We start from the raw sequence: 21,630 nt of genomic DNA on the forward strand, positions 1-21,630 counted from the left end.
TCATCCCTGCTGAACATCGACTTTCCCCCTTTGCTGGTGATCGTCCCTCCCCGGGGACGTGGTGATGACGCCCGCCCCGTCCGCGAAGGGATCGGGATCGAACGGCCATTTCGGACGGCTGAGATGCCGGTAGCGTGCGGCATCGCCGGTAAGACTGAGAACGCCGGGCGATTCGACGTAGGCGATACGCCCGGCGATCGCTTGGAAACCGGCAACGAAATGCTGGGCCGACTTGACGACGATGACACGCGCCGCCTCCGGCATTGCACCCAGCATATGGAAAACCGCAGGATCGACGCATTGCACACGCCGGTCGCACACGGCGAGGCGAACGCCGCCGATCTCAAGCAGCACCGCGTCGCCCATCGGCCAATCCCACCCGTCGGCGTGCTGCACCGCATCGCGCACCACCGAAAGGACGCGCGCATCAACATCGAGCGGCTGGCCGGACCACGGCGACGCCTTGCCGCCGATGCGGAAGCGCGCCTCACCGCCCGGCCCGAGGGCGGCGGCCTGACGTACCAGCATCGGATCCCAGACGAGGCCCGCGAGCACACCTTCGATGCCCGCGTCGATCAGAGCCCCGATCAGCCATGTCGCATCGCCGGGCGCGCCGCCGCCGGGATTATCGGCGGCGTCGGCGAGCACGAGCGGTGCGCCTTGCCAGCCTTCCACCAGCGCGGCGGCTTCGGGGACCGAAAGCAGCGGCGGCAGGGTCGTGCCGCGCAGCGCGAACAGGCGGTGCCCGAAGCGCTCGGCAACCTCTTGACCCAGCGGGGCGTTGCCGTCCGTATAGACGAGCATCTTCGTGCCCATCTCCGGCACGTCGCCCCACGGAAAACCGTGAACGAGCGACACGGACAGGATCGCCCCCTCCTCCGCCGCCGCCATGTCGTCCACGAACACGCGCATCGGCTCGCGGTCGGTGAAATAGAAATCGATCATCCGGCAATCGAACACCGACGCCACGGGCCGGATCGCGCCCGCCCGGCATTCGATGAGCCTCTCGACGAGCCGCTGCGCGCGATCCTCGATATCGGTGTGGGGATACTCCCTGAAGAAGATCAGGAGATCGGCGCCCTCCACCATCGCATCGGTGAGATGCGCGTGGGGATCGAGCACGGCGCCCACAGGAACGTCAGGCCCGACAATCGCGCGCACGCGCTGCAGAACGTCGCCCTCGCAGTCCGGAACGCCGGCCGCGATCATGCCGCCATGCAGGCTGAGCGCGACAGCATCGACAGGCAGCGCAGCGCGCAGATCGTCCAGCAGTCGATCGCGAACCTCCGCATAATCCGTGGTCGACATCGGAGCGGCGGGTTCGGCGGCGACGCACAGGCCCTGCGCAACATGCCATCCATGCGCCCGCGCGGCGAGCCGGAAGCCTTCGAGCGGCGCGGGCCAGATCGCCGCGTCGCCCAGCGACCCTGCCTCGACCCACAGATGATCGCGGAAGCTGCCGATGTCGGTCGGCACCGGCGAGAACATATTCGTTTCCGCCGACAACGCCCCAACGAAGATCTTTCCCGCGCTCATATTCCTCCCGACTCATCGACTGACTGTCAGTCACTAGAGTTGACACTCGCGATATGCCGTGTCAAGACCGTTGCCATCACGCAGGTTTCGGGATCAGGAGAGACAGGTTCGGATGGCTGGCACGAGCGCACGAAAAAAGCCGGACCTTGCCGCGAAAGGCGCCGCGACCAAGCGGACGCTGCCGCCCGAGGTCCGCAAGGCGCAGTTGCTCGCCGCCGCACGCGCCGTGCTCGCCTCCACCGGCTTCTCGCAGATGCGCGTGTCGGACGTGGTTGCCGCCGCAGGGCTGAGCCAGGGCGCCTTTTACCTGCACTTTTCCAGCAAGGACGATATCGTCATCGAACTGATCCGCGCGATGGTGGCGGAAGCGGTGGCAACGCTCGGAACGATCCCGGTGGAGTCCGCGGATATGGAGACCGGCGTTCGACAGGTGCTGGAGGGATATTATCGGACCTGTTTCGCCTACCGCGACGTGCTCGACAACATCGACAGCGGCACTTCGACCGGCATCGACCGCGACCGGTGGAACGATGTCTTTGCGCCGCTGAACGTCTTTGCCCTGCGCGCAGTGGCGACGTGGCAGGCCAAAGGCGAGATCGGACCGGGTGATCCCGATCTCCTCTCGTGGCTGTTAATCGACACGATCAACGGTGCCCTGCCCCGCCTTTTCGGCCATTCACGCAACCGCATGTCCGCGGACTATCAAGACCGCGTCGGCGACTGGCTGCTCGCCGCCCTGCGGGGTTTCAAGAGCGGAATCTGAACAGGCCGGCATTGCCCGCGATAGACGTATTTTGCATTTTTCATGACTGATCATCAGTCGTTTATGGAGACACGCCCTTGCGAACCGATGAGTATGCACGCTGCGATGCGCTTGACCTCGCCACCCTGATTCGCGACGGCAGCGTAACCGCGACCGAGGTGGAGAACGCAGCGCGCGACGCGCTCGCGGCCCTGAACCCGGCGCTCAACGTGCTGGCCGGCCCGGTGCCTCCTCCCACCCCTGCCACGCACGGCACCTTTGCGGGCGTACCGACGCTGGCAAAGGACATCGGCTGGGCGATGGCCAGCGTGCCGCAGGAAATGGGCTGCCTGCTTGCAGAGGGGCTGCGGCCCGCCGAAGACAGCGAAGTCATCAAGCGTATCCGTGCAGGCGGCTTCTCCATCATCGGACGGTCGACGACACCCGAACTCGGCAGCGCCTTCACGACGGAATCGCGCGGGATCGGCATAACGCGCAACCCATGGGACGTGTCGCGGTCCACCGGCGGATCGAGCGGCGGCGCGGCGGCGGCAGTTGCCGCGGGGATCGTTCCGCTGGCCCTTGCCGGAGATAGCGCCGGCTCGATCCGCATTCCCGCGCACTGCTGCGGAGTGTTCGGGCTAAAACCCTCGCGCGGCCGCCTTCCAAGCGGACCGCAGGCGGGGGAAGTCAACAGCGGGCTGACCGCCGCGCATGTGATCACCCGCAGTGTCCGCGATTCCGCCGCCGCACTCGATCTGCTCGCCGGGCCCGATACCGGCTACCGCTACACGGCGCCATCGCCGGGAAGCAGCTTCCTTGCCGCGACAGAGCGCCCACCCGCACCGCTGCGCCTTGCGCTGCTGACGGCGAGCCCCTTCGCCGATACCGTCGACGCCGGTGTGATCATGGCAGCCGAGGACACCGCACGGCTTTGCGAAGCGCTTGGGCATTCGATCGAGCCGATCGCCATCGCCTTCGACGCCGACGCGGCGATCGACATGCTCGTGACGATCTGGTCGGCGAACATCCTGCGCGCCGTCCGCCGCATTGAGGCCGCGACCGGACGACGCGCGGACGCCGATACGGTCGAGGGAGCAACGCTGGCGATGATCCGCCACGGCGAGACGATCAGTGCCGAGGCGTATCTCGCCGCGCTCGATCAAATGAACGTGTTCTGCCGCCGCATGGCAATCGCTGCCGACGCATTCGATGCGGTCATTTCCCCGGTCTTCGCCTCGCCCGCCCTGCCGCACGGCGTGCTTTCGCACGATCGCCGTGTAGGCCCGGGCGTCGAAGCGCTGTCCGCATTCTTCGCCGACGTGTTCCGCCGCGCGCCATTCACGGTGCAATACAACCTCACCGGGCAGCCCGCGATGAGCGTGCCGCTGCATGTGCTTGACGGATTGCCGATTGGCACGCAGATCGCCGGTCGACCCGGTGGTGAGGAGAGCCTGCTTTCGCTTGTCGCCGCGCTTGAAAGCGCACGGCCGTGGCGAGACACGCGGCCGCCGGTCTCCGCCACGCGAACCGGAGTTGCCGCATGACCGAGTTGCTTCTGAACCCGCTCAAAACCGCTGATCCGCAGGGAGGCCTGCCCGCCGACGCGCATCTCGAGCCGATGGCGATGCTCGCCGCCTGCCCGGCCTACGCGCCGACACCGCTCGTTCGGCTGCCGGGGGTCGCGCGGCGTCTCGGTGTGCGGCAGGTGCTTGTGAAGGACGAGAGCAAGCGCATGGGGCTCGGCAGCTTCAAGGCGCTGGGCGGCGTCTATGCGGTGTTCAGCGTCGTACGTGCGCAGGCCGAAGCCGCGCTCGGGCGCACGCTCGATCCCGCCGAACTCGTCGGCGAAGAGGTTCGCGCCATCGCCTCGGACATGCATTTCGTTTGCGCCAGCGACGGCAACCACGGCCGTGCCGTGGCGGCGGGCGCGCGGCTCGTGGGTGCGCGCTGCTCGGTCTATCTTCACGCGGGCGTGACCGAGGAACGCGCCGATCATATCCGCAGGCAGGGCGCGGCGATCGCGCGCGTCGATGGCACCTATGACGATTCGGTCGAACAGGCGCGGCACGATGCGGCACGCACGGGCGCCATTCTCGTTTCCGACACCGCGGACGCACCGGAATGTGCGGACGACCCGCTGCCTGTTCGCGTGATGCAGGGCTACACCGTGATTGCCGAGGAAATCCGCGCACAGCTTTCGCCCGACGAGCGGCCGACACACCTGTTCGTGCAGGCCGGTGTCGGTGGACTCGCTGCCGCGATGGCGAGCCGGTTCAGCGGCAGCTCCGACGCGCCGCGCATCATCGTCGTCGAGCCCGACAGCGCCGACTGTCTGCTGGAAAGCGCGCGCGCCGACGGCGCGACCGAGATAGCGCACAGCGCAGAGACGATCTTCGCGATGCTCGATTGCCTGCGCCCTTCGCTGCCGGCATTCGCAATTCTGAAGGACCGTGTGGACGCCTTCATATCGGTGGCCGACACCTACGCCGCCGAAGCCGTCCGTAGCCTCGCCGCCCCTGCCGAAACGGATACCGCGATCCGCGCGGGCGCATCCGGCGCCGCCGGGCTCGCGGGCGCGCTGGCCGCCACCGATCTCGGATGGCGCGAAGCGATCGGCGTGAACGGCGACGCCACTCTGCTCTTCATCATTACGGAAGGCGTGACGGATGAAGGCGAGTTCGAACGATTGACGCAGACAGCACGGTAAATCGGGGCTGACCTCACGCCTTCGCGAAGAAGGTTTCCAGTTCCGCGAGCAGCACGTCGGGGATTTCTTCCTGCGGGCTATGGCCGCACGGCAGCGCACGGCCGCTTACGTCCCGGGCCTTCGGACGCCAGCTTTCCATGACATCGAACAGCGCTCCCACCGTGCCGTAAGCACCCCAGAGCAGTAGCAAGGGGGCTTCGATCAGGCGCCCTTCGTCCACCGCATCATGTTCGAGGTCGATGCTCGCCGCCGCGCGATAGTCCTCGCAGATCGCATGGCGCGTTGCCGGATCCCGGTAGCAGCGGCGATATTCGGCCACCACGCGCGGATCGAGCGCGCCTTCGATCTTGATCTGGCCGGCGAGGTGGCGATCGAGGAAATGGTCGGGATCGGCCGCGATCATCCGCTCGGGTAGGTCGAACGGCTGGATCAGGAAGAACCACCAGAAATAGCGTGTCGCGAATTCGCGATTCGTCTGTGCGTACATCGTGGCGGTGGGTGCGATGTCGAGCAGCACCATCCGGCCGACACGGTCCGGATGATCGAGCGTCATCCGGTGTGCGACGCGGGCGCCGCGATCATGCGCGACGACATCGAACCGATCGAAGCCGAGGGCAGCCATCGACGCCACCTGATCCGCCGCCATCGCACGCTTGGAATAGTTTCGGTGTTCCGGGTCGCCGGGCAGCTTCTCACTGTCGCCATACCCCCGCAGATCGGTGGCGACGACGGTGAAGCGCTTCGCCAGTTCGGGCGCGACCTTGTGCCATGTGAGGTGCGTTTGCGGGTGGCCGTGGAGGAGAAGCAAGGGCGGCCCCTCGCCGCCGACGGCCGCCCCGATGCGAACGCCGCCCGCATCGATATCGTGCCAGCGAAACCCCGGCATCAACTCGCTGTATTCAGGATGCGCGCTCATCACCGTGCCCACCCATAAGCCACGGCTTGCCGGCGAGATAGGCCTTCTCGAACGACCGGATGCGATCGGCATAGGTCAGCGTCTCGCCGATGCGGTCGAGCCCGAGCATCAGCGCCCTCCGCAACGCCTGATCGATATCGAAGCTTCCAGCGTAGGCGCCGATCTCTATGCGCTGCGCTTCAAGATCGACCGTCATGTGCCCCGCCCCTTCCTCGAGATGCGCTGCAAGTTGGGCAAGCTGCGCGGAGGGCAAGGACAGGAGGAGCAGGCCGTTGTTCGCCGCATTGTCGGCGAAGATCGCGCCGAAGGAGGAGCCGATGATCCCCCGGATGCCGTATTGGAGCATACCCCAAACCGCATGTTCGCGTGAAGACCCGCAACCGAAATTGGGCCCGACGAGCAGGAAGCGGGTCTCGGCCATATCGGGCCGGTTCAGGATGAACGCGGGTCGCAGCGTACCTCTTTCATCGAAACGCAGATCGTGGAACAGGCCCGCCGCAAGCCCCGACCGGTCGATGCCCTTCAGGAAAGCCTTCGGCATGATGACATCGGTATCGATGTTCGCGGCGGGCATGGCTGCGACTGGGCCCGAGAGACGCACGAAATGTTCCATCAGGAGAGGGCCGCGAGCGCGCGCACGTCGGCCAATCGGCCGCTGACGGCTGCCGCCGCGACCATCGCCGGGCTCATCAGGTGTGTCCTGCCGCCGACCCCCTGCCGGCCTTCGAAATTGCGGTTGGTGCTGGAGGCGCATCGCTCGCCCGGCGCGAGGCTGTCGTCGTTCATCGCGAGACAGAGCGAACAGCCTGACCGGCGCCATTCGAAACCCGCTTCGATGAAGATGCGATCGAGCCCCTCGGCCTCCGCCGCACTGCGAACGCCGCTGCTGCCCGGCGAGATCATCGCGCGGACGCCGGGCGCGACCTTGCGCCCCTTCAATATGCTCGCCGCGTCTCGGATGTCCGACAGGCGCGCATTGGTGCACGAGCCGATGAAGGCGCGGTCGATCGCGATGTCCTGCAGCGGCGTGTTCGGCGCGAGGCCCATGTAGGCCAGGGCGCGCACGGCATCGGCGCGGCGGGCGGGCGGAAGCGTATCGGGGTCGGGAACCACGTCGGTGATCGCGAGCGACTGATCGGGGCTCGTGCCCCAGCTCACCATCGGCGGGATGTCGTCCGCGCTCAGCCACACTTCCTTGTCGAACCGGGCATCCGGATCGCTGCACAGCGCCCGCCATTCGATCCGTGCGCGTTCGAGCAGATCGGCCGACGGCGCGCGCGGGCAACCGTCGATGTAGTCAACGACCTTGTCGTCGGGCGCCATCAGCGCGACGCGCGCGCCGCATTCGACCGCCATGTTGCAGATCGTCATGCGCGCCTCGACACCGAGCGCATCGATCGCTTCGCCCGAAAACTCGACCGCATGACCGGACGCCCCGTCGGCGCCGATCCGGCGGATCACCTCCATGATCAGATCCTTTGCCGTCACACCCGGCGCCAGCCGGCCCTCGACCGTCACCCGCATCGTCTTCAGCCGGCGATAGACGAGCGTCTGGGTCGCGAGCAGATGCTCGATATCGGAGGTGCCGATGCCGAAGCCGACCACCCCGAAGGCGCCGTACGTTGTCGAGTGGCTGTCACCCGCCGCAATCACCATGCCCGGAAGGACGAGGCCGAGTTCGGGCATGACGACATGCTCGATGCCCTGGCGGGAATCGAAAAGATCGAAGATCTCGATCCCGAAATCGCGGCCGTTTTCGGAGAGGTACGCGATCTGCCGACGCGCGCCGTCGTCGAGATGGCCCGCCTCCCGGTCGGGATTGGTCGAATTGACATGATCGACGACGCCGAGCGAAGCCTCCGGCCGCCATGGCTTCCGCCCCGCGTCGCGAAGGCCGCTGAACGCCTGGGGGCTTGTGTACTCGTTGAGCACCGTTCTATCGATATAGAGCAACAATCGTTCGCCAGCGCCGCCAGCTTCGTCGAAAGACAATATGCGGTGTTCGTCGACGATCTTGTCGTAGAGCGTTTTTGGCGCCGACATCCATAGACCTTTCCCTGCGGATTCGCAGGGCCGGGCTTACCGTGGAGGGTTTGGGCGAAGCCAATGCCGGGACAGTATCAATTGATGCGACGGGTGGGTTCAAATGGATATCATGTGGCTCGAGGACTTCATCAAGCTTGCGGATGAAGGCAATTTTTCCCGCGCCGCCGAAGCGCGGAACCTCACCCAGCCGGCCTTCAGCCGCCGCATTCGCGCGCTGGAGGAATGGGTCGGCGCGACGCTCGTCGACCGCGACACGCATCGAATCGCCCTCACCGAAGCGGGCCAGGCCTTCCGCGTTCTCGCCGAGGAGATATTGCGGCGGCTCACGCTCGGCCGCGACCACGTGCGCGAGATCGGGGGCACGCTCAGCAACGAAATTCGTTTCGCCTCGACCCACGCGCTGTCGACGACCTTCTTCCCATCCTGGCTCCGCAGCGTGAGCGACGGGCATGAGGCCGGGACGATCACGCTGATCGCCGATCATATGGTTGCCTGCGAACGGTTCATGCTCGAAGGCAAGGCCGACTTCCTTCTGTGCCATCATCATACCGCCGCCGCGCATCGCCTCGATCCCGCTGGTTTCACCTCGCTCGTTCTCGGACAGGATGTGCTGCTGCCAGTCGCAGCGCCCTCCGGCGACGGATCGCCGACCTACCTGCTGCCGGGCACCGACGACCACCCGCTTTCCTATCTGGAGTTCGAGGACAAATCGGGCATGGGCCGCATCCTTCAGGCGGCGCAGGTGATATCCGCGGGCGCCGCCTCGCTTCGCACGGTGTTCCGTTCGCACATGGCGACCGCGCTCCTCTCGATGGCGCGCGACGGGCGCGGACTTTGCTGGGCACCGCTCAGCCTTGCCAGTGCCGATTTGGAAAGCGGCCGCCTTGTCGCCGCAGGCGATGCGCGCTGGAACGTCCCCATCGAGATCCGCATTTACAAGCCGATCGCGCGGCGAAGCCCCAGTGTCGAAGGCTTCTGGAGCATGGTGAAGGCCCGCTTGAAGACCGAGACCGCCTAGGGCGGATCGACATTCAGCTCTGACAGCCTGCAAATGGCGGCTCTCCGCGCTTCCGGTGCTGACGTACCTTTAGCACGCTCCGCTCCGGGTCACGAACATCCACCATTTTCGGCATGTCATCTTCTGAATGTCGATCCGCCTAGGCCGATGGCCGCGTAATAATGCTGCGCGCGGGCCTTTCACACCGCACGAATGATTCTATGTCGAACCGGCATTGGGATCGCTGCCTACATCCCCATAGACATGCTGGACCCTTGCACTAACCGACGGGTGGGCGGCTTTGGCAGGGCTCAGGGTGGAGAAAAAAATGATTCAGGGAACGACAAAGGCGAACAGTCGCAAGCTCAAGATTTCCGCATCCCTCCTCGCGATTTCGTTTTGCGCTGGACTGGCAGGCACCGCGCGCGCGCAGGACGCAGCCGATGCAACAGACACGGTGATGGAAGACGAAAGCACCATCGTCGTGACCGGTTCGCGCATCGGTCGCCCCGTTCTCGATTTGCCGACCCCGGTCGGCGTCGTCACGTCGGACGCACTTACGAACAACAATGCCCAGTTCGATATCGGCCGCGCGCTCGCGCAGCAGCCGTCAATCGGCTTTTCGGGCAGTATGCAGCAGAGCCAGCAGACCGGCGCATCGGGTTCGCGCGGCGAAAATAGCGGCGGCCTCGCCGTCGTCGACCTGCGCAGCCTCGGCGCGAACCGCACGCTGGTGCTCGTGAACGGCAAGCGCCGGGTCGCCGGCGCCACCGACAGCGCGGCCATCGACCTCAACTCGATCAACCCCAACCTCATCGAACGTATCGAGGTGATCACCGGCGGCGCTTCGGCGATCTACGGTTCAGACGCTGTCTCCGGCGTCGTCAACATCATCCTCAAGGAAAATTTCGACGGCATCCGCCTGTCTTTCAACGGCTCGCAGCCAGCGCGCGGCTCTGAAGGCTTCACCTATGGCGGCAGCCTCGTCGCCGGCAAGAATTTCGGTGAGGGCCGCGGCAACATCACAGTCGCCGCCGACTACACGAAGGTGCAGGAAATCACGCCGCGTCAGGCCGACATGAAGAACTATGTCGCGATGATCAATCCTGCCGACACCGGGCCGGATGACGGCATTCCCGACATGATCCTCGCCCCCGGTGCCGAAGCGCTTCGCTTCTCCGGCTACGGCGTCGTCGGCTTCAGCAACGACACGGGCGGTCTTGGACGTTTCGCTTTCAACGACGACGGGACAGTGCGTCCCTTCCCAACACCGAGCCTGACCGATGGCGGCCTCTTCGGCGTCTTCGAAAATTGCGGCGCCGCGTGCTTCCGTTTCGATGATTCCATCTCGATCGTGCCCGATATCGAGCGCTACAATCTCAATCTCAGCACGCACTACGATTTCAGCGACAGTGTTCGCGGCTATTTCGGGGTCGATTACAACAACACGTCCAGCTTCGGGCGCGGTCAGCCCGTGATCCGTTCGGGCACGCCGATCAATGTTGCGGAGAATGCTTTCCTCAACGAGGATTTCCGCGCGGATCTGCTCGCGGCCGGCGCAACGACGGTACGCATGGACCGGCTCTACACGGATCTTGGCCTGCGCTACAGTCAGGTCGACCGTAACAGCCTGTCGTTCGTCGGCGGCTTCAAGGGCAAGGTCGAGACGGGCTTTTCAGACCTGCGTTACGACGTTTACGGCACCTATGGCCGCACCAAGGCGAAGTTCATCGGCTACAATCGCCTGCTCGTTCGGAACCTGAACGCCGCGCTCGATTCGGTGATCGACCCCGCCACCGGTGAGGCGGCCTGCCGTATGAACGTTCCGGCGCTCCAGCCGCCCGGCTACGTGCCGCCGAGCATCGTCGGCAGTGCGCCGTGCGCCCCGTTCAATCCCTTCGGTTCGACTGCCAGCTCGCAGGCAGCGCGCGACTTCGTCACGACGACGACGGTCTCCAACGCCTTCATCCGGCAGACGACCGCCGGCTTCTCGCTTGCCGGCGACTCTGAAAAACTCCTGACAATGCCGGGCGGCGGCGCGGTCGGCTTCGCGCTTGGTGCGGAGTATCGCAAGGAACGCAACGGTCGCACCACCGATCCGCTGGTCAAGGCAGGCCTCACCAATCAGGCCGCGACGCAGGACTACGAAGGCGGTTACCATGTCACGGAGCTGTTCGGAGAACTTAGCGTCCCGATCCTCACCGACATGCCGTTCGCGAAGCTGGTGTCGATCGAAGGCGCTGTGCGTCATGCCGACTATAGCCACGCGGGGCAGGCAACATCGTGGAAAGCGGGCGGCATCTGGGAACCGACGGAGGGTTTTCGTCTTCGCGCGACGATAAGCCGCGCAATCCGCGCGCCGAACATCTTCGAGGCCTTCCGGCCGAGCGAAGGGCAGACGACCAACGTCGACGATCCCTGCTCGGAAACCAACATCGGTGAGAATCCCAATCGCGCTGCCAACTGCGCCGCGCTCGGGCGCCCTGATGGCTATGTTCCGCTGAACGGCGGCATCGGCGTGCCGTTTATCGTATCGGGTAACGAAAACCTGAAACCGGAGGTTTCGGACAGCTGGACGGCGGGCTTCGTCTTCACGCCGACCTTCCTGCCGGGCCTTCAGCTCTCGGTCGACTGGTTCAACATCCAGATCGATGATGCGATCAGCTTCCTCAGCCCGCAGCAGATCGCCGAAAACTGCGTCGATCGCGCCGGTGGACCGGATCCCGATCTCTGCTCGCTGATTACCCGCGAGTCGAACACTGCCAGCCCGAACTTCTTCGGCATCACCACGGGCAACAGCACCTATGTGAACACGTCGAAGCTGAAAACCTCGGGTCTCGACGCGCAGATGTTCTATGCGCAGCCGGTCGGCAACGGTCGCATTTCGGCCAATCTCGCCTTCACCTATCTGCACCGCCTGCGGACCTACACGTTCCAGGCGCGACCCGACCTCTACACCGTCCTCGAAGGCTTCTACGGCTATCCGAAGTACAAGGGCGTGATGGGCCTCACGTATAGCAACGGCCCGCTCACCGTGGGCTGGCAGGGACGCTACCAGTCGAGCCAGTCGCTGACGGACATCTCGCCGGGAATCAGCCGCGAACTGGTGTCGGATCGCAAGACGGGTTCGCGCTTCTACAACGACATCTCGGCATCCTATGTGCTGCCGATGAACGGGCGGCAGGAAGCCAAATTCTCGTTCGGCGTCTCGAACCTCTTCAACGAGAAGTTGCCGAAGATGGAATCGGTCCAGGTCATCGATCCGTCAGGCGGCGGCTTCGATCAGTTCGGCCCGGTGATCCGGGCGGGACTCGAAGTGAACTTCTGATCTTGGCTCAACACTATGAGGCTCGCGCTGCGCGCGTGAGCCTCATAGTGTCTGTATACGAAGACACGAATCCATCCGGGCAGGAGGCGCAATCGTGACTGCCGAAACCATCCGCCCTCTCCGTCAGAGGGGGGTACTGGGTTTCATCGAGCGCGTGGGCAACTACCTGCCCGACCCGACGATCATCTTCATCTATCTGATCGCCGCGCTGATGCTGCTTTCCGCGCTCGGGGCCGCCTTGGGATGGAGCGCCTCGCTTCCCTTCGCGGGCAAGGAAGCCCCCGCCAACGCCGAACTCGCGAACGGCATCCTCATCTACCGGGCATCCAACCTCTTCTCGGCGGACAACATCGCCCGCCTGTTCACCGAGATGCCCCGGACCTATGCGAGCTTCGCACCGCTCGGCATCGTCCTCACCATCATGATGGGCGCGGCGGTGGCTGAGCGATCGGGGCTGTTCTTCGCGCTGATCCGCGGTTCGCTTCGCAATACGCCCCGCCGGTACATGACGCCGATCATCGCGATCGTGGGCATGGTTTCGCATCATGCCGCAGACGCCGTCTATGTCGTGCTGATCCCGATGGCGGCGGTACTCTTCGCATCGGTCGGGCGGCATCCGCTTGCCGGGATCGCGGCGGCGCTCGCCGCAGTATCTGGCGGCTATGCTGGGAACATCATGCCCGGGCAGCTCGATGTCCTGCTGTTCGGCTTCACGCAGGAGGCTGCGCGCATCATCGAACCCGGATGGATGATGAACCCGCTCGGCAACTGGTACTTCATTCTTGGCATCGTGATCTTCTTCACACCGATCATCTGGTTCATCACCGACAAGGTCGTCGAACCGCGCCTCGGCATATGGGACGAGGAGGTTGACGATCAGCTGCGTGCGGATCTCGAAAAAGGCGAACTCAGTGATGATGAGCGCCGTGGCCTCCGCCGTGCCGGTGTCGTTGCACTGCTGGTCGTGGCTGCGTTCACGGCCTTGTGTCTGTGGCCCGGCTACACGCCCTTCATAGATCAGGATGCCGAAGGCCCGATCCGCCTCCAGCCGCTCTACGCCTCCATCATCGCGGCATTGTTTATCCTGTTCCTGGCGACCGGCGCCGTGTTCGGGCGCGCGGTGGGAACGGTGAAAGGCTCCGCGGACATCGTCGACATGATGCGCGATGGCGTGAAGACGATCGCGCCCTATCTCGTCTTCGTCTTTTTCGCCGCGCATTTCGTGGCGATGTTCAACTGGTCGGGCATCGGGCCGATCATCGCGATCAGCGGGGCCGAGAAGCTGCAGAGCATGGGCCTTCCCGCCCCTTTCCTGCTTGTCTGCGTGCTTCTGCTGTCCTCGGTGCTCGATCTGTTCATCGGATCGGCGACGGCGAAATGGAGCGTCCTGTCCTCCGTCGTCGTGCCGATGTTCATGCTGCTCGGCATCAGCCCGGAGATGACGACCGCCGCCTATCGCATGGGTGACAGCTACACGAACATCATGACGCCGCTGATGAGTTATTTCCCACTCGTGCTCGTCTTCTGCCAGCGGTGGGACAAATCGATGGGCGTGGGTTCGCTGCTCGCGCTGATGCTGCCCTATGCGCTCTGTTTCATGGCGACAGGGATCGCGATGACCGTTGGCTGGGTGGCGTTCGACCTCCCGCTCGGGCCCGGCGCGCAGGTCTTTTATCAAATCCCCGCGCACGCTGTGCCCTGAGAGGAGACGAAGATGAAAATCGCCCCCACACCGTCGCAGCGCCAGGAGAAGCGTTCGTATGCCCGTTGATCTGACATCGCTCGAAGCGGACATGACCGCCTGGCGCCGGCACATCCACCGGCATCCCGAACTCGGGTTTCACGAGCAGGGAACCGCGCGCTTCATCCTCGACCTCCTCGCCGAATTCGGGATCGACGAGGTCCACACCGGGATCGGCGGCACCGGCATCGTCGCGACGGTTCGCGCCGGGCAATCGGGTCGCGCGATCGGTATCCGGGCGGATATCGATGCGCTGCCGATGACCGAACTCGCCCAATCGGATCACCGATCCTGCACGCCGGGCGTGATGCACGCGTGCGGGCACGATGGGCACACGACGATGCTGCTCGGCGCGGCGAAACATCTCGCGGCGACGCGTAATTTCGACGGCGCGGTTCACCTGATCTTTCAGCCCGCTGAGGAATCTCTCGGCTATCAGGGTCCCGATGGCGATCCGGATGGCGGCGCGAGCGCAATGATCCGCGACGGGCTGTTCGAACGATTCCCGATGGAGGCGATCTTCGGCATCCACAATCGCCCCGGCATCGCTGCCGGCAAGCTCGCCGGGCGCGCCGGTGCGCTTTACGCTGCGGCCGACCGGTTCGAGATTGTCGTGTCCGGCAAGGGCGGACACGCAGCGCGGCCGCACCTGACGGTCGATCCCGTGCTGGTCGCGGCGCAGATCATCGTCGCGGTGCAGAGCATTGCCGCCCGCAATGCCGATCCGATGGATTCCGTGGTCGTGTCGATCTGCAAGGTTGAGGCGGGCACGGCGTTCAACATCATCGCCGATGAAGCGCGGATGGGCGGCACGGTGCGCACCTTGTCGCGCGCGAGCCAGGATTCCGTCGAGCAGCGGCTGCGCGATATCGTGACCGGCGTCGCGGCGTCGTTCGGCGCGACTGCTGAACTCCATTACGAGCGCGGCTACCCCGCCCTGCACAATCCCGCCGATCTCTATGCGAGGGTGCGCGAGATCGCGATCGGCGTGGTCGGCCTCGACCGCTTCGTCGATCTCGATGTGCCGGGCATGGGGGGCGAGGATTTCGCCCGTTATCTCGATGTCGTCCCCGGCTGCTTCCTCCTGCTCGGCAACGGCGACGAAGGCCCCGGATCGGTCATGCTGCACAATTCGCACTACGCCTATGACGACAGCATTTCGCCCACGGGCGCCGCGCTGTGGGTCGCCTTGGCGGAGGCATTCCTGCCCAAATAACGGCCTCGGGGAGACGCTTTTCATGCGCCATTCGACTGCACTCGTTTTTGCATCCTTCATCGCGGCGTCCACGGCCAATGCGCAGGTTGTCGCGGCGGGGACGGTGACCATCTATCGCGATAGCTTCGGTGTGCCCCACGTGCAGGCCGAAACCTCGGATGCCGTGATGTTCGGCGCAGGTTACGCGATCGCACAGGATCGTCTCGCCGCGATGGAGCTGGCGCGGCACAACACGCAGGGGCGCCGCGCCGAGCTTCTGGGCGCCTCGGCGATCGAAATGGACAAGGTCATGCGCGGCCGCAAACTCTCCGATGCCGTGCTGATGCAGCGCTACCGCGCGCTCGCACCCGAACACCGCAAGATGATCCAGGCGATGGTCGACGGCATCAACAAACGCGTCGACGAAGTGAATGCCGACCCCGGGCGTCTGACGCCGATGGAATTCATACGCTGGGGCATCAAGCCGACGCGCTGGAGCCTCGTCGAATATCTCGCCCTGATCACGGCGGCACCGCTCGGCCGCGATACCTATGAAATCCGGAATCTCGAATTCCTGAAGGACATGACGGATCGCTATGGCCGGGAAAAGGCCTGGCAGATCTTCAATGATGTCGTGCCGATCTCCGACCCGGATTCGCCGACGACCATTCCCGCGGGGGACGACCTCGCACCCGCGCGGCCTGTACCCGTGCCTGTCCTCGCCCCGGCCCAGCTTCCGCCAGGCGGCGTCACCTCCGCGGCGGCGCAAACCGCGCCGGTCGAACCGGTGAAGGGCGCGAGCCGCTGCATGGTCATAGGCCCGGAAAAGTCGGCAAGCGGGAAAGTGCTGATGCTGGAAGCCACCGCCGACGGCCCTGAAATCCATCTGCACGGCGGCGGTTTCGACAACGCGGGCTTCGGCTCGACCGGCTGGGGTGTCCCCACCATGGGCCGCGGCGCCCAGCACGGCTGGCTTCTCGTATCGGGCAGCAGCGAAGCCGGCACGGTGTTTGCCGAAAAGCTCAATCCCAAAAACCGTTACGAATATTGGCACAAAGGCGCATGGCGAAGGATGGAACGCCGGACCGAGACCTTCAAGGTCAAGGATGCCGCGTACGTCGTCCATGAGGTCGCCTGGACGATCCATGGCCCCGTGATCGCCTGGAACACCGAAAGCAACACCGCCTATTCGCAGCAGATGGGCGTTCACGGCAGGGAGCTCGACACGTGGGTCGCCTTCGCTGAAATGGGCCGCGCAAAAAGCCTGAAGGAATTCAGGGAAAAGGGCGTCGACCGTCTCGGCTGGAATCTCGGCGCCTGCTACGGCGGCGAAGATGGCACGATCGCCTATTTCGAAGCGGGTGCGCTTCCGAAGAAGGCTGCCGGCGTCGACCCACGCCTGCCGACGCCCGGCACCGGCGAATATGAATGGACCGGCTTCCTCTCTCCGCAGGAAAAGCCGCACACGATCAACCCGGCGCAGGGTTATTTCTTTTCGTGGAACAGCAAGGCGACGGGCTGGTCGCAGGAAGGCGACGGCGCGCGCATCGGCGCGACGTTCCGTACATGGCTCGGCGATCGACTGGCCAAAGCCGGTCAGTCGCTGACGCTGCTCGACATGCGCGACTTCAACGGCCAAATTTTCAACGCGCTCGGCGCGGTCGATCGCAACCAGGCCGCACCCGACTTTTTCGCCCCGTACATTCAGGAAGCGATTGGGGCGAGCAGCGACCCCGAGGTGAAGCGCGCCGGTGAATATATGCTGAGCTTCAACGGGCTCTATCAGGATCGCGATGCTGACCTGAAATACGATAATCCGGGCCTGACGCTGTATCGCGCGTGGCTGCAGGTCGCCCCGCGCATCGTGTTCGGCGACGACATGGGCGATTGGTGGAAGAAGATCGACGCCGATCGCTACCTCACCTATCAATCGAGCCTGCTTCTGCGCGCGTTTCAGCGTGATGCCGCGGGCGCGCCGCTGGCAGTCGATTATTTCAACGGGCGTGACCGCAGCGCTGTGATGATCGACACGATCAAGGCGACCATCGCCGAGGTCGGGGAACGGTTCCCCGGCAAGGACATGGCCGAATGGAAACATCCGATCTTCTGGAAGTATTTCGACGCGTCGCTTGAAACGCCCGAGCGTCCGCAGATGGCGGAAGACGCGCCCGAGCGGCGTCTGTCCGCTGTGCTGCGGCTTGGTCCCACGATGGCGCCGCACAACGGCGGGGAAAGCTGGGTCGGGCTGATGGAAATCGGCGCGGATCGGCGTGCGCTCTATTCGGTGGTGGATGCTGGCGGCCAGAACCTGTTCATCGATCCCGACGGCAAGGGCAACCCGCACCTCACCGATCAGACGATGATGCACGAGACGAACGAGCTCAAGAAAATCTCGCTCGTGCCCAAGGAAATCCGCAAGACTGCAGTGTCGAGCGTGACGCTCGAATACCGTCCGCAGTCCCGTTAGCGCGGCGGGAAGCAATCATGCGGCACCCACCGACGGCAAAAACAATCCATCGGCGGACAATGCTCGGAATGATCGCGGGTTTGCCGCTCGCCGCCTGCGCGCGCCAGTCGCGCGCGCCGGGCGAATTATGGGTCGGATCATCGCCGACCGGCGTGCCGTTCAGCTTTGTCGACCCCGCGACCAACGAGCTGACAGGTGCGATGATCGACATCGCGAAGGCTGTCCTGCATGACGTCGGCCTCACCGGCGATTATCGCGCGGCGCCGTTCTCGGCACTTATCCCGTCACTCACGACCGACCGGATCGACATGATCGCGGCAGCGATGCAGCGAACGCCTGATCGCGCGCGGGTCGTAGACTTCAGCACGCGGGTCTTTTCCTACGGCGGCGGCCTCGTCGTTCTCAGCGACGACCGGGGTACGTATCCGGCCCTGTCTGCCATCCGGCACATGCGCGTCGGCGCACAGGTCGGCACACGCTTCATCGATCAGCTTCACGGAGCGGGTATCGGCCGCATCAAAACATACGATGGACTCGGTGAGATCGTGCGCGACCTCGCCAATGGACGGATCGATGCCGGATACGGCGACGCGCCGATCCTGCGTTACCAGCTTCGCGTCGGGCCGCGCCGTCTAGTGCGCATGGTCGAAGAGTTCAGGCCGCCGGTGGAGGAAGACCTCTGCCTGATCGTCGCGAAAGGCGACCCGCTGCTGCCGCGCCTCGACGCTTCCATCGTTCGGCTCCGGGAAAGCCGAATACCGGAAATTCTCCGCCATTGGGAGCTCGGCTGATGCAGGACTTCCTCATGGACGCGGCACAGTTCCTCCCGATCCTTCTGCGCGGGCTGGGCGTCACCCTCCTGCTGACGGCCGGAGCCCTTGTCGTCAGCATCGTGCTTGGTCTCGTGTGGGTGTTGATGGGCTATTCGCGGCTGGCGTTGCTGCGCGCGATCAGCCGCACGGTCATCAACGTCATCCGCGGCATCCCGATCATCGTCCAGCTGTTCTGCATCTACTTCGTGCTTCCCGAATGGGGCATTGATCTGCCCCCGTTTGCGGCGGGCGTGATCGGTCTCGGCCTCGCCTATTCGGTCTATCAGGCCGAAAATATCCGCGGCGGTCTCTCTTCGGTCGACAAGGATCTGATCGAGGCAGGCACCGCGCTCGGCATGTCATGGCCGGTGCTGATGCGCCGTGTCGTGCTTCCCCTCGGCATCCCCGCGGCGCTCCCTTCGCTCGGCAATACGACGATTATGCTGCTCAAAGATTCGTCGATCGCTTCGACGATCACCATCGCCGAACTGACCCGCGCCGGGCAGCTGCTCGCCATCTCGACCTTCAAGAACGGCACCGTCTACCTGCTCATCGCCCTTCTGTACCTCGCCGCGAGTCTGCCCATGGCCGCGGGCGTGCGTGCGCTCGAGCGCCGGTTCGCGCGCGCATGATCCGGCTCCGCAATGTCCGAAAATCCTACGGCACGCGCGAGGTGCTGCGCGATGTGAGCTTCGATATCGCTCCGGGCGAAGTCGCCTGCCTGATCGGTCCATCAGGCTCAGGCAAATCGACGATCCTTCGATGCATCAACGGGCTGGAAAACCATGACGCCGGATCGATCGCGGTCGACGGCGTGCCGGTAACGCCCCGGTCGCTGCCTCAGGTCCGCTCGGCGGTCAGCATGGTCTTCCAGCGCTTCAACCTCTTTCCGCATCGCACCGCGCTTCAGAATGTCATCGAAGGGCCTGTGCATGTCCTACGCAGGCCTGTCGGCGAAGCGACCGAGCGCGCAATGTCGCTGCTCGAAAAGGTCGGCATGGCGGACCATGCGGATGCCCTGCCCCGCCAATTGTCGGGTGGACAGCAGCAGCGCGTCGGTATTGCGCGCGCGCTCGCGATGGAGCCGCGCGCGATCCTGCTCGACGAACCCACCTCCGCGCTCGATCCCGAACGCGTGGGCGAAGTGCTCAAGGTCATGCGCGATCTCGCCGAGGGCGGGATGACGATGATTATCGTCACGCACGAAATCGCCTTCGCGCGCGAGGCTGCGGATTCGATCCTCTTCGTCGACGGCGGCACGATCGCTGAGCGCGGACCGGCCGCCGACTTCATCGCGAACCCGAAAACCGAACGGACACGGCTCTTCCTCGGCCGCGTCCGACATCTGTTGTGAACGCACATCTTTCAAGGAACCGCCAATGACCGTCGCCACGATCAGCCTTTTCCGTCCGAACGACCTTCTCGCCCCCGCCGCGGCGATACCCGTCGCCGAGCCGCTCTGCGAACCGGTCTCGCAGGTGCGATCGGTTTCCATTCCGGGCGCCGGCGCCAGTCAGCACGGGGTATGGCACTGCACCCCCGGCATCTGGCGCCGACAGGTCGTTCAGGCCGAATTCTGTCACTTCCTCTCGGGCGAAGCGATCTTCCGCCCGGACAAGGGCGAACCCGTCCATATCACCGAGGGCGCCGCGGTCTATTTCCCGCCCAAGAGCAGCGGCACGTGGGAGATCCTGCGCGATAGCCAGAAGATTTTCATTGTCTTCGAAGAGGCGGAGGCAGCCCGATGACACCCACCATTTCGCCGGACACGATCGGCAGCTATTGGCTCGCGAGCTGCGACGACGATCTGACACCGCGCGCTGCGCTCGCCGGTGATGAGATCGTCGATGTGGCGATCATGGGCGGCGGTTTTTCGGGGCTCTGGACCGCCTATTTCCTGCTGCAGCGCGATCCGAACCTCTCCATCGCGATCGTCGAGCGGCAATTTTGCGGCTTCGGCGCATCGGGCCGTAACGGCGGCTGGTGCTCACCACGCTTTCCGATCAATCCCTCCGCCCTCACCCGCCGCTTTGGACACGAGATGGCCCGGTCGATGCTGCTCGCCCAGCAGGCGATGGTCGATGAGGTCGGCCGCATCTGCGCAGAAGAGGCCATCGACGCGCATTTCAATCCGGTGGGTGTGTTGACGCTTGCCCGCAGCGCCGATCAATTGCCGTCGCTGCGAAATTCGTTCGATGCTTATGCCAAGCTCGGCATGACAGACGGCTGCGAGATTCTGGATGCCAGCCAAGCGCAGAAGGCCGTGAACGCGACCGAGGTGCATGGTGCGTTCCGCCTGCGCGCCGGCGCGACAATTCATCCCGGCCGCCTCGTGCGCGGGCTGGCGCGCACGCTCGAGCGGCGCGGCGTGCGTATCTACGAGGGAACCAATGTGCTGCGCGCGATCGATGGTACCGCGCCCGCGCTTGTCACTTCCGGGGGGACGATCCGCGCACGGCGCGCCGTCCTGCTCGCGGGTGAGGCCTTCATGACCAGCCAGGCCGAATATCGCCGCCGGCTGATCCCCATGGCCTCGACGATCATGCTCACCGCGCCGCTCACGGCGGAGCAATGGGCTGCGGTCGGATGGAGCGGCGGCGAATGCCTCAGCTCCTATGTTCACACGACCAACTATCTCACGCGGACCGCCGATGGGCGCATTCTGTTCGGCAGTCGGGGCGCACCCTATCGCTATGGTTCGGACATGTGCGAAACGGCGCTCAGGGAGAACGCCAATTTTGGCTGGATCCGCGATCGACTCCTCGAATGGTGGCCCTCGCTCGAAAGCGTTCCCTTCACGCATCAATGGGCCGGTTATCTCGGTATTCCGCGCGACTGGCTGCCGACCGTGCATTTCGATTCCGAACGCCGCGTTGGCCACAGCTATGGCTACACAGGTCATGGCGTCATCACGAGCGCGATTTGCGCGCGAGCGCTTGCCGGGCTTGTCGCCGGTCATGCACCGGGCGTGCACACCCCCTATGTTCGCCAGCAGGCGCCGAACTGGGAGGCCGAGCCGCTACGCTGGGCGGGCATCCGCTACGTTCAGAATGCCTTCCTGCGGATGGACCTGGCGGAAGCCGCGGGGCAGCGGCCTCCCCTGGATTCTGGTCTCGCGAAATATCTGGGCGAGCCCTGAC

Annotated in this window: 17 protein-coding genes; 13 read left to right on the plus strand and 4 right to left on the minus strand. The window is 64.9% G+C overall.

Going from position 1 to position 21,630, the window contains the following annotated elements; all coding sequences use genetic code 11:
* Positions 1-1,536 (minus strand): M81 family metallopeptidase, encoded by a 1,536-nt coding sequence (locus tag ACE3TJ_RS02495; RefSeq protein WP_374593519.1) that lies wholly within the window; start codon positions 1,534-1,536, stop codon positions 1-3.
* Between the two features lie 112 nt (positions 1,537-1,648).
* On the opposite strand from ACE3TJ_RS02495, the gene ACE3TJ_RS02500 reads away from it, so the two are divergent.
* From ACE3TJ_RS02500 to ACE3TJ_RS02510, 3 genes are all read left to right on the plus strand, one after another.
* Positions 1,649-2,299, plus strand: coding sequence for a TetR/AcrR family transcriptional regulator (locus tag ACE3TJ_RS02500; protein WP_374593521.1), 651 nt, complete (start codon positions 1,649-1,651; stop codon positions 2,297-2,299).
* A gap of 77 nt (positions 2,300-2,376) precedes the next feature.
* Positions 2,377-3,825, plus strand: coding sequence for an amidase (locus ACE3TJ_RS02505; RefSeq protein WP_374593523.1), 1,449 nt, complete (start codon positions 2,377-2,379; stop codon positions 3,823-3,825).
* Positions 3,822-4,988 carry a diaminopropionate ammonia-lyase gene (locus ACE3TJ_RS02510; protein ID WP_374593525.1) on the plus strand — a complete coding sequence of 389 codons (1,167 nt, stop codon included), beginning with the start codon at positions 3,822-3,824 and terminating at the stop codon, positions 4,986-4,988. The genes ACE3TJ_RS02505 and ACE3TJ_RS02510 overlap by 4 nt, the downstream gene beginning before the upstream one ends.
* 13 nt (positions 4,989-5,001) lie before the next feature.
* Here ACE3TJ_RS02510 and ACE3TJ_RS02515 read toward each other — a convergent pair whose 3' ends face one another.
* From ACE3TJ_RS02515 to leuC, 3 genes are read right to left on the minus strand one after another with little or no spacing between them, the layout of a single operon-like run.
* Positions 5,002-5,904: an alpha/beta fold hydrolase gene (locus ACE3TJ_RS02515; RefSeq protein WP_374593527.1), complete on the minus strand. Its 903-nt coding sequence runs from the start codon at positions 5,902-5,904 to the stop codon at positions 5,002-5,004.
* Positions 5,888-6,505 (minus strand): 3-isopropylmalate dehydratase small subunit, encoded by a 618-nt coding sequence (leuD, locus tag ACE3TJ_RS02520; RefSeq protein WP_374593529.1) that lies wholly within the window; start codon positions 6,503-6,505, stop codon positions 5,888-5,890. The genes ACE3TJ_RS02515 and leuD overlap by 17 nt, the downstream gene beginning before the upstream one ends.
* A gap of 11 nt (positions 6,506-6,516) precedes the next feature.
* Entirely contained in the window at positions 6,517-7,947 is a 1,431-nt protein-coding gene (gene leuC, locus ACE3TJ_RS02525; protein ID WP_374593531.1) for a 3-isopropylmalate dehydratase large subunit, read from the minus strand.
* A 103-nt stretch (positions 7,948-8,050) separates the two neighbouring features.
* On the opposite strand from leuC, the gene ACE3TJ_RS02530 reads away from it, so the two are divergent.
* From ACE3TJ_RS02530 to ACE3TJ_RS02575, 10 genes are all read left to right on the plus strand, one after another.
* Positions 8,051-8,968, plus strand: a complete 918-nt coding sequence (locus ACE3TJ_RS02530; RefSeq protein ID WP_374593533.1) for a LysR family transcriptional regulator — start codon at positions 8,051-8,053, stop codon at positions 8,966-8,968.
* Positions 8,969-9,275: 307 nt separating this feature from the next.
* Positions 9,276-12,275: a TonB-dependent receptor plug domain-containing protein gene (locus tag ACE3TJ_RS02535; protein ID WP_374593535.1), complete on the plus strand. Its 3,000-nt coding sequence runs from the start codon at positions 9,276-9,278 to the stop codon at positions 12,273-12,275.
* 94 nt (positions 12,276-12,369) lie between these two features.
* Positions 12,370-13,977 carry an AbgT family transporter gene (locus ACE3TJ_RS02540; RefSeq protein ID WP_374593537.1) on the plus strand — a complete coding sequence of 536 codons (1,608 nt, stop codon included), beginning with the start codon at positions 12,370-12,372 and terminating at the stop codon, positions 13,975-13,977.
* 58 nt (positions 13,978-14,035) lie between these two features.
* Positions 14,036-15,232 carry a M20 aminoacylase family protein gene (locus ACE3TJ_RS02545; RefSeq protein WP_374593539.1) on the plus strand — a complete coding sequence of 399 codons (1,197 nt, stop codon included), beginning with the start codon at positions 14,036-14,038 and terminating at the stop codon, positions 15,230-15,232.
* Positions 15,233-15,254: 22 nt separating this feature from the next.
* Complete coding sequence (locus ACE3TJ_RS02550) at positions 15,255-17,678, plus strand: penicillin acylase family protein (protein WP_374593541.1); 2,424 nt, start codon at positions 15,255-15,257, stop codon at positions 17,676-17,678.
* Between the two features lie 68 nt (positions 17,679-17,746).
* Positions 17,747-18,469, plus strand: coding sequence for a transporter substrate-binding domain-containing protein (locus tag ACE3TJ_RS02555; RefSeq protein WP_374593543.1), 723 nt, complete (start codon positions 17,747-17,749; stop codon positions 18,467-18,469).
* Positions 18,469-19,122, plus strand: a complete 654-nt coding sequence (locus ACE3TJ_RS02560; protein WP_374593545.1) for an amino acid ABC transporter permease — start codon at positions 18,469-18,471, stop codon at positions 19,120-19,122. Before ACE3TJ_RS02555 ends, ACE3TJ_RS02560 begins: the two co-directional genes overlap by 1 nt.
* Positions 19,119-19,844: an amino acid ABC transporter ATP-binding protein gene (locus ACE3TJ_RS02565; protein WP_374593547.1), complete on the plus strand. Its 726-nt coding sequence runs from the start codon at positions 19,119-19,121 to the stop codon at positions 19,842-19,844. The genes ACE3TJ_RS02560 and ACE3TJ_RS02565 overlap by 4 nt, the downstream gene beginning before the upstream one ends.
* Before the next feature lie 25 nt (positions 19,845-19,869).
* Complete coding sequence (locus ACE3TJ_RS02570; RefSeq protein ID WP_374593549.1) at positions 19,870-20,238, plus strand: cupin domain-containing protein; 369 nt, start codon at positions 19,870-19,872, stop codon at positions 20,236-20,238.
* On the plus strand, positions 20,235-21,629 hold the full coding sequence (locus tag ACE3TJ_RS02575; protein WP_374593551.1) for an NAD(P)/FAD-dependent oxidoreductase: 1,395 nt from the start codon (positions 20,235-20,237) through the stop codon (positions 21,627-21,629). The genes ACE3TJ_RS02570 and ACE3TJ_RS02575 overlap by 4 nt, the downstream gene beginning before the upstream one ends.
* Position 21,630: the final 1 nt, after the last annotated feature.

The organism is Sphingosinicella sp., assembly GCF_041916975.1.
GTDB lineage: Bacteria > Pseudomonadota > Alphaproteobacteria > Sphingomonadales > Sphingomonadaceae > Sphingosinicella.

Bases quoted from the DNA above. Each gene is read 5' to 3' on its own strand.
- ACE3TJ_RS02545 (WP_374593539.1), top strand. From the start codon at position 14,036: ATGCCCGTTGATCTGACATCGCTCGAAGCGGACATGACCGCCTGGCGC.
- ACE3TJ_RS02510 (WP_374593525.1), top strand. From the start codon at position 3,822: ATGACCGAGTTGCTTCTGAACCCGCTCAAAACCGCTGATCCGCAGGGA.
- ACE3TJ_RS02500 (WP_374593521.1), top strand. From the start codon at position 1,649: ATGGCTGGCACGAGCGCACGAAAAAAGCCGGACCTTGCCGCGAAAGGC.
- ACE3TJ_RS02555 (WP_374593543.1), top strand. From the start codon at position 17,747: ATGATCGCGGGTTTGCCGCTCGCCGCCTGCGCGCGCCAGTCGCGCGCG.
- ACE3TJ_RS02560 (WP_374593545.1), top strand. From the start codon at position 18,469: ATGCAGGACTTCCTCATGGACGCGGCACAGTTCCTCCCGATCCTTCTG.
- ACE3TJ_RS02575 (WP_374593551.1), top strand. From the start codon at position 20,235: ATGACACCCACCATTTCGCCGGACACGATCGGCAGCTATTGGCTCGCG.
- leuC (WP_374593531.1), bottom strand. From the start codon at position 7,947: ATGTCGGCGCCAAAAACGCTCTACGACAAGATCGTCGACGAACACCGC.
- ACE3TJ_RS02495 (WP_374593519.1), bottom strand. From the start codon at position 1,536: ATGAGCGCGGGAAAGATCTTCGTTGGGGCGTTGTCGGCGGAAACGAAT.
- ACE3TJ_RS02515 (WP_374593527.1), bottom strand. From the start codon at position 5,904: ATGAGCGCGCATCCTGAATACAGCGAGTTGATGCCGGGGTTTCGCTGG.
- ACE3TJ_RS02530 (WP_374593533.1), top strand. From the start codon at position 8,051: ATGGATATCATGTGGCTCGAGGACTTCATCAAGCTTGCGGATGAAGGC.
- ACE3TJ_RS02570 (WP_374593549.1), top strand. From the start codon at position 19,870: ATGACCGTCGCCACGATCAGCCTTTTCCGTCCGAACGACCTTCTCGCC.
- ACE3TJ_RS02550 (WP_374593541.1), top strand. From the start codon at position 15,255: ATGCGCCATTCGACTGCACTCGTTTTTGCATCCTTCATCGCGGCGTCC.
- ACE3TJ_RS02565 (WP_374593547.1), top strand. From the start codon at position 19,119: ATGATCCGGCTCCGCAATGTCCGAAAATCCTACGGCACGCGCGAGGTG.
- ACE3TJ_RS02535 (WP_374593535.1), top strand. From the start codon at position 9,276: ATGATTCAGGGAACGACAAAGGCGAACAGTCGCAAGCTCAAGATTTCC.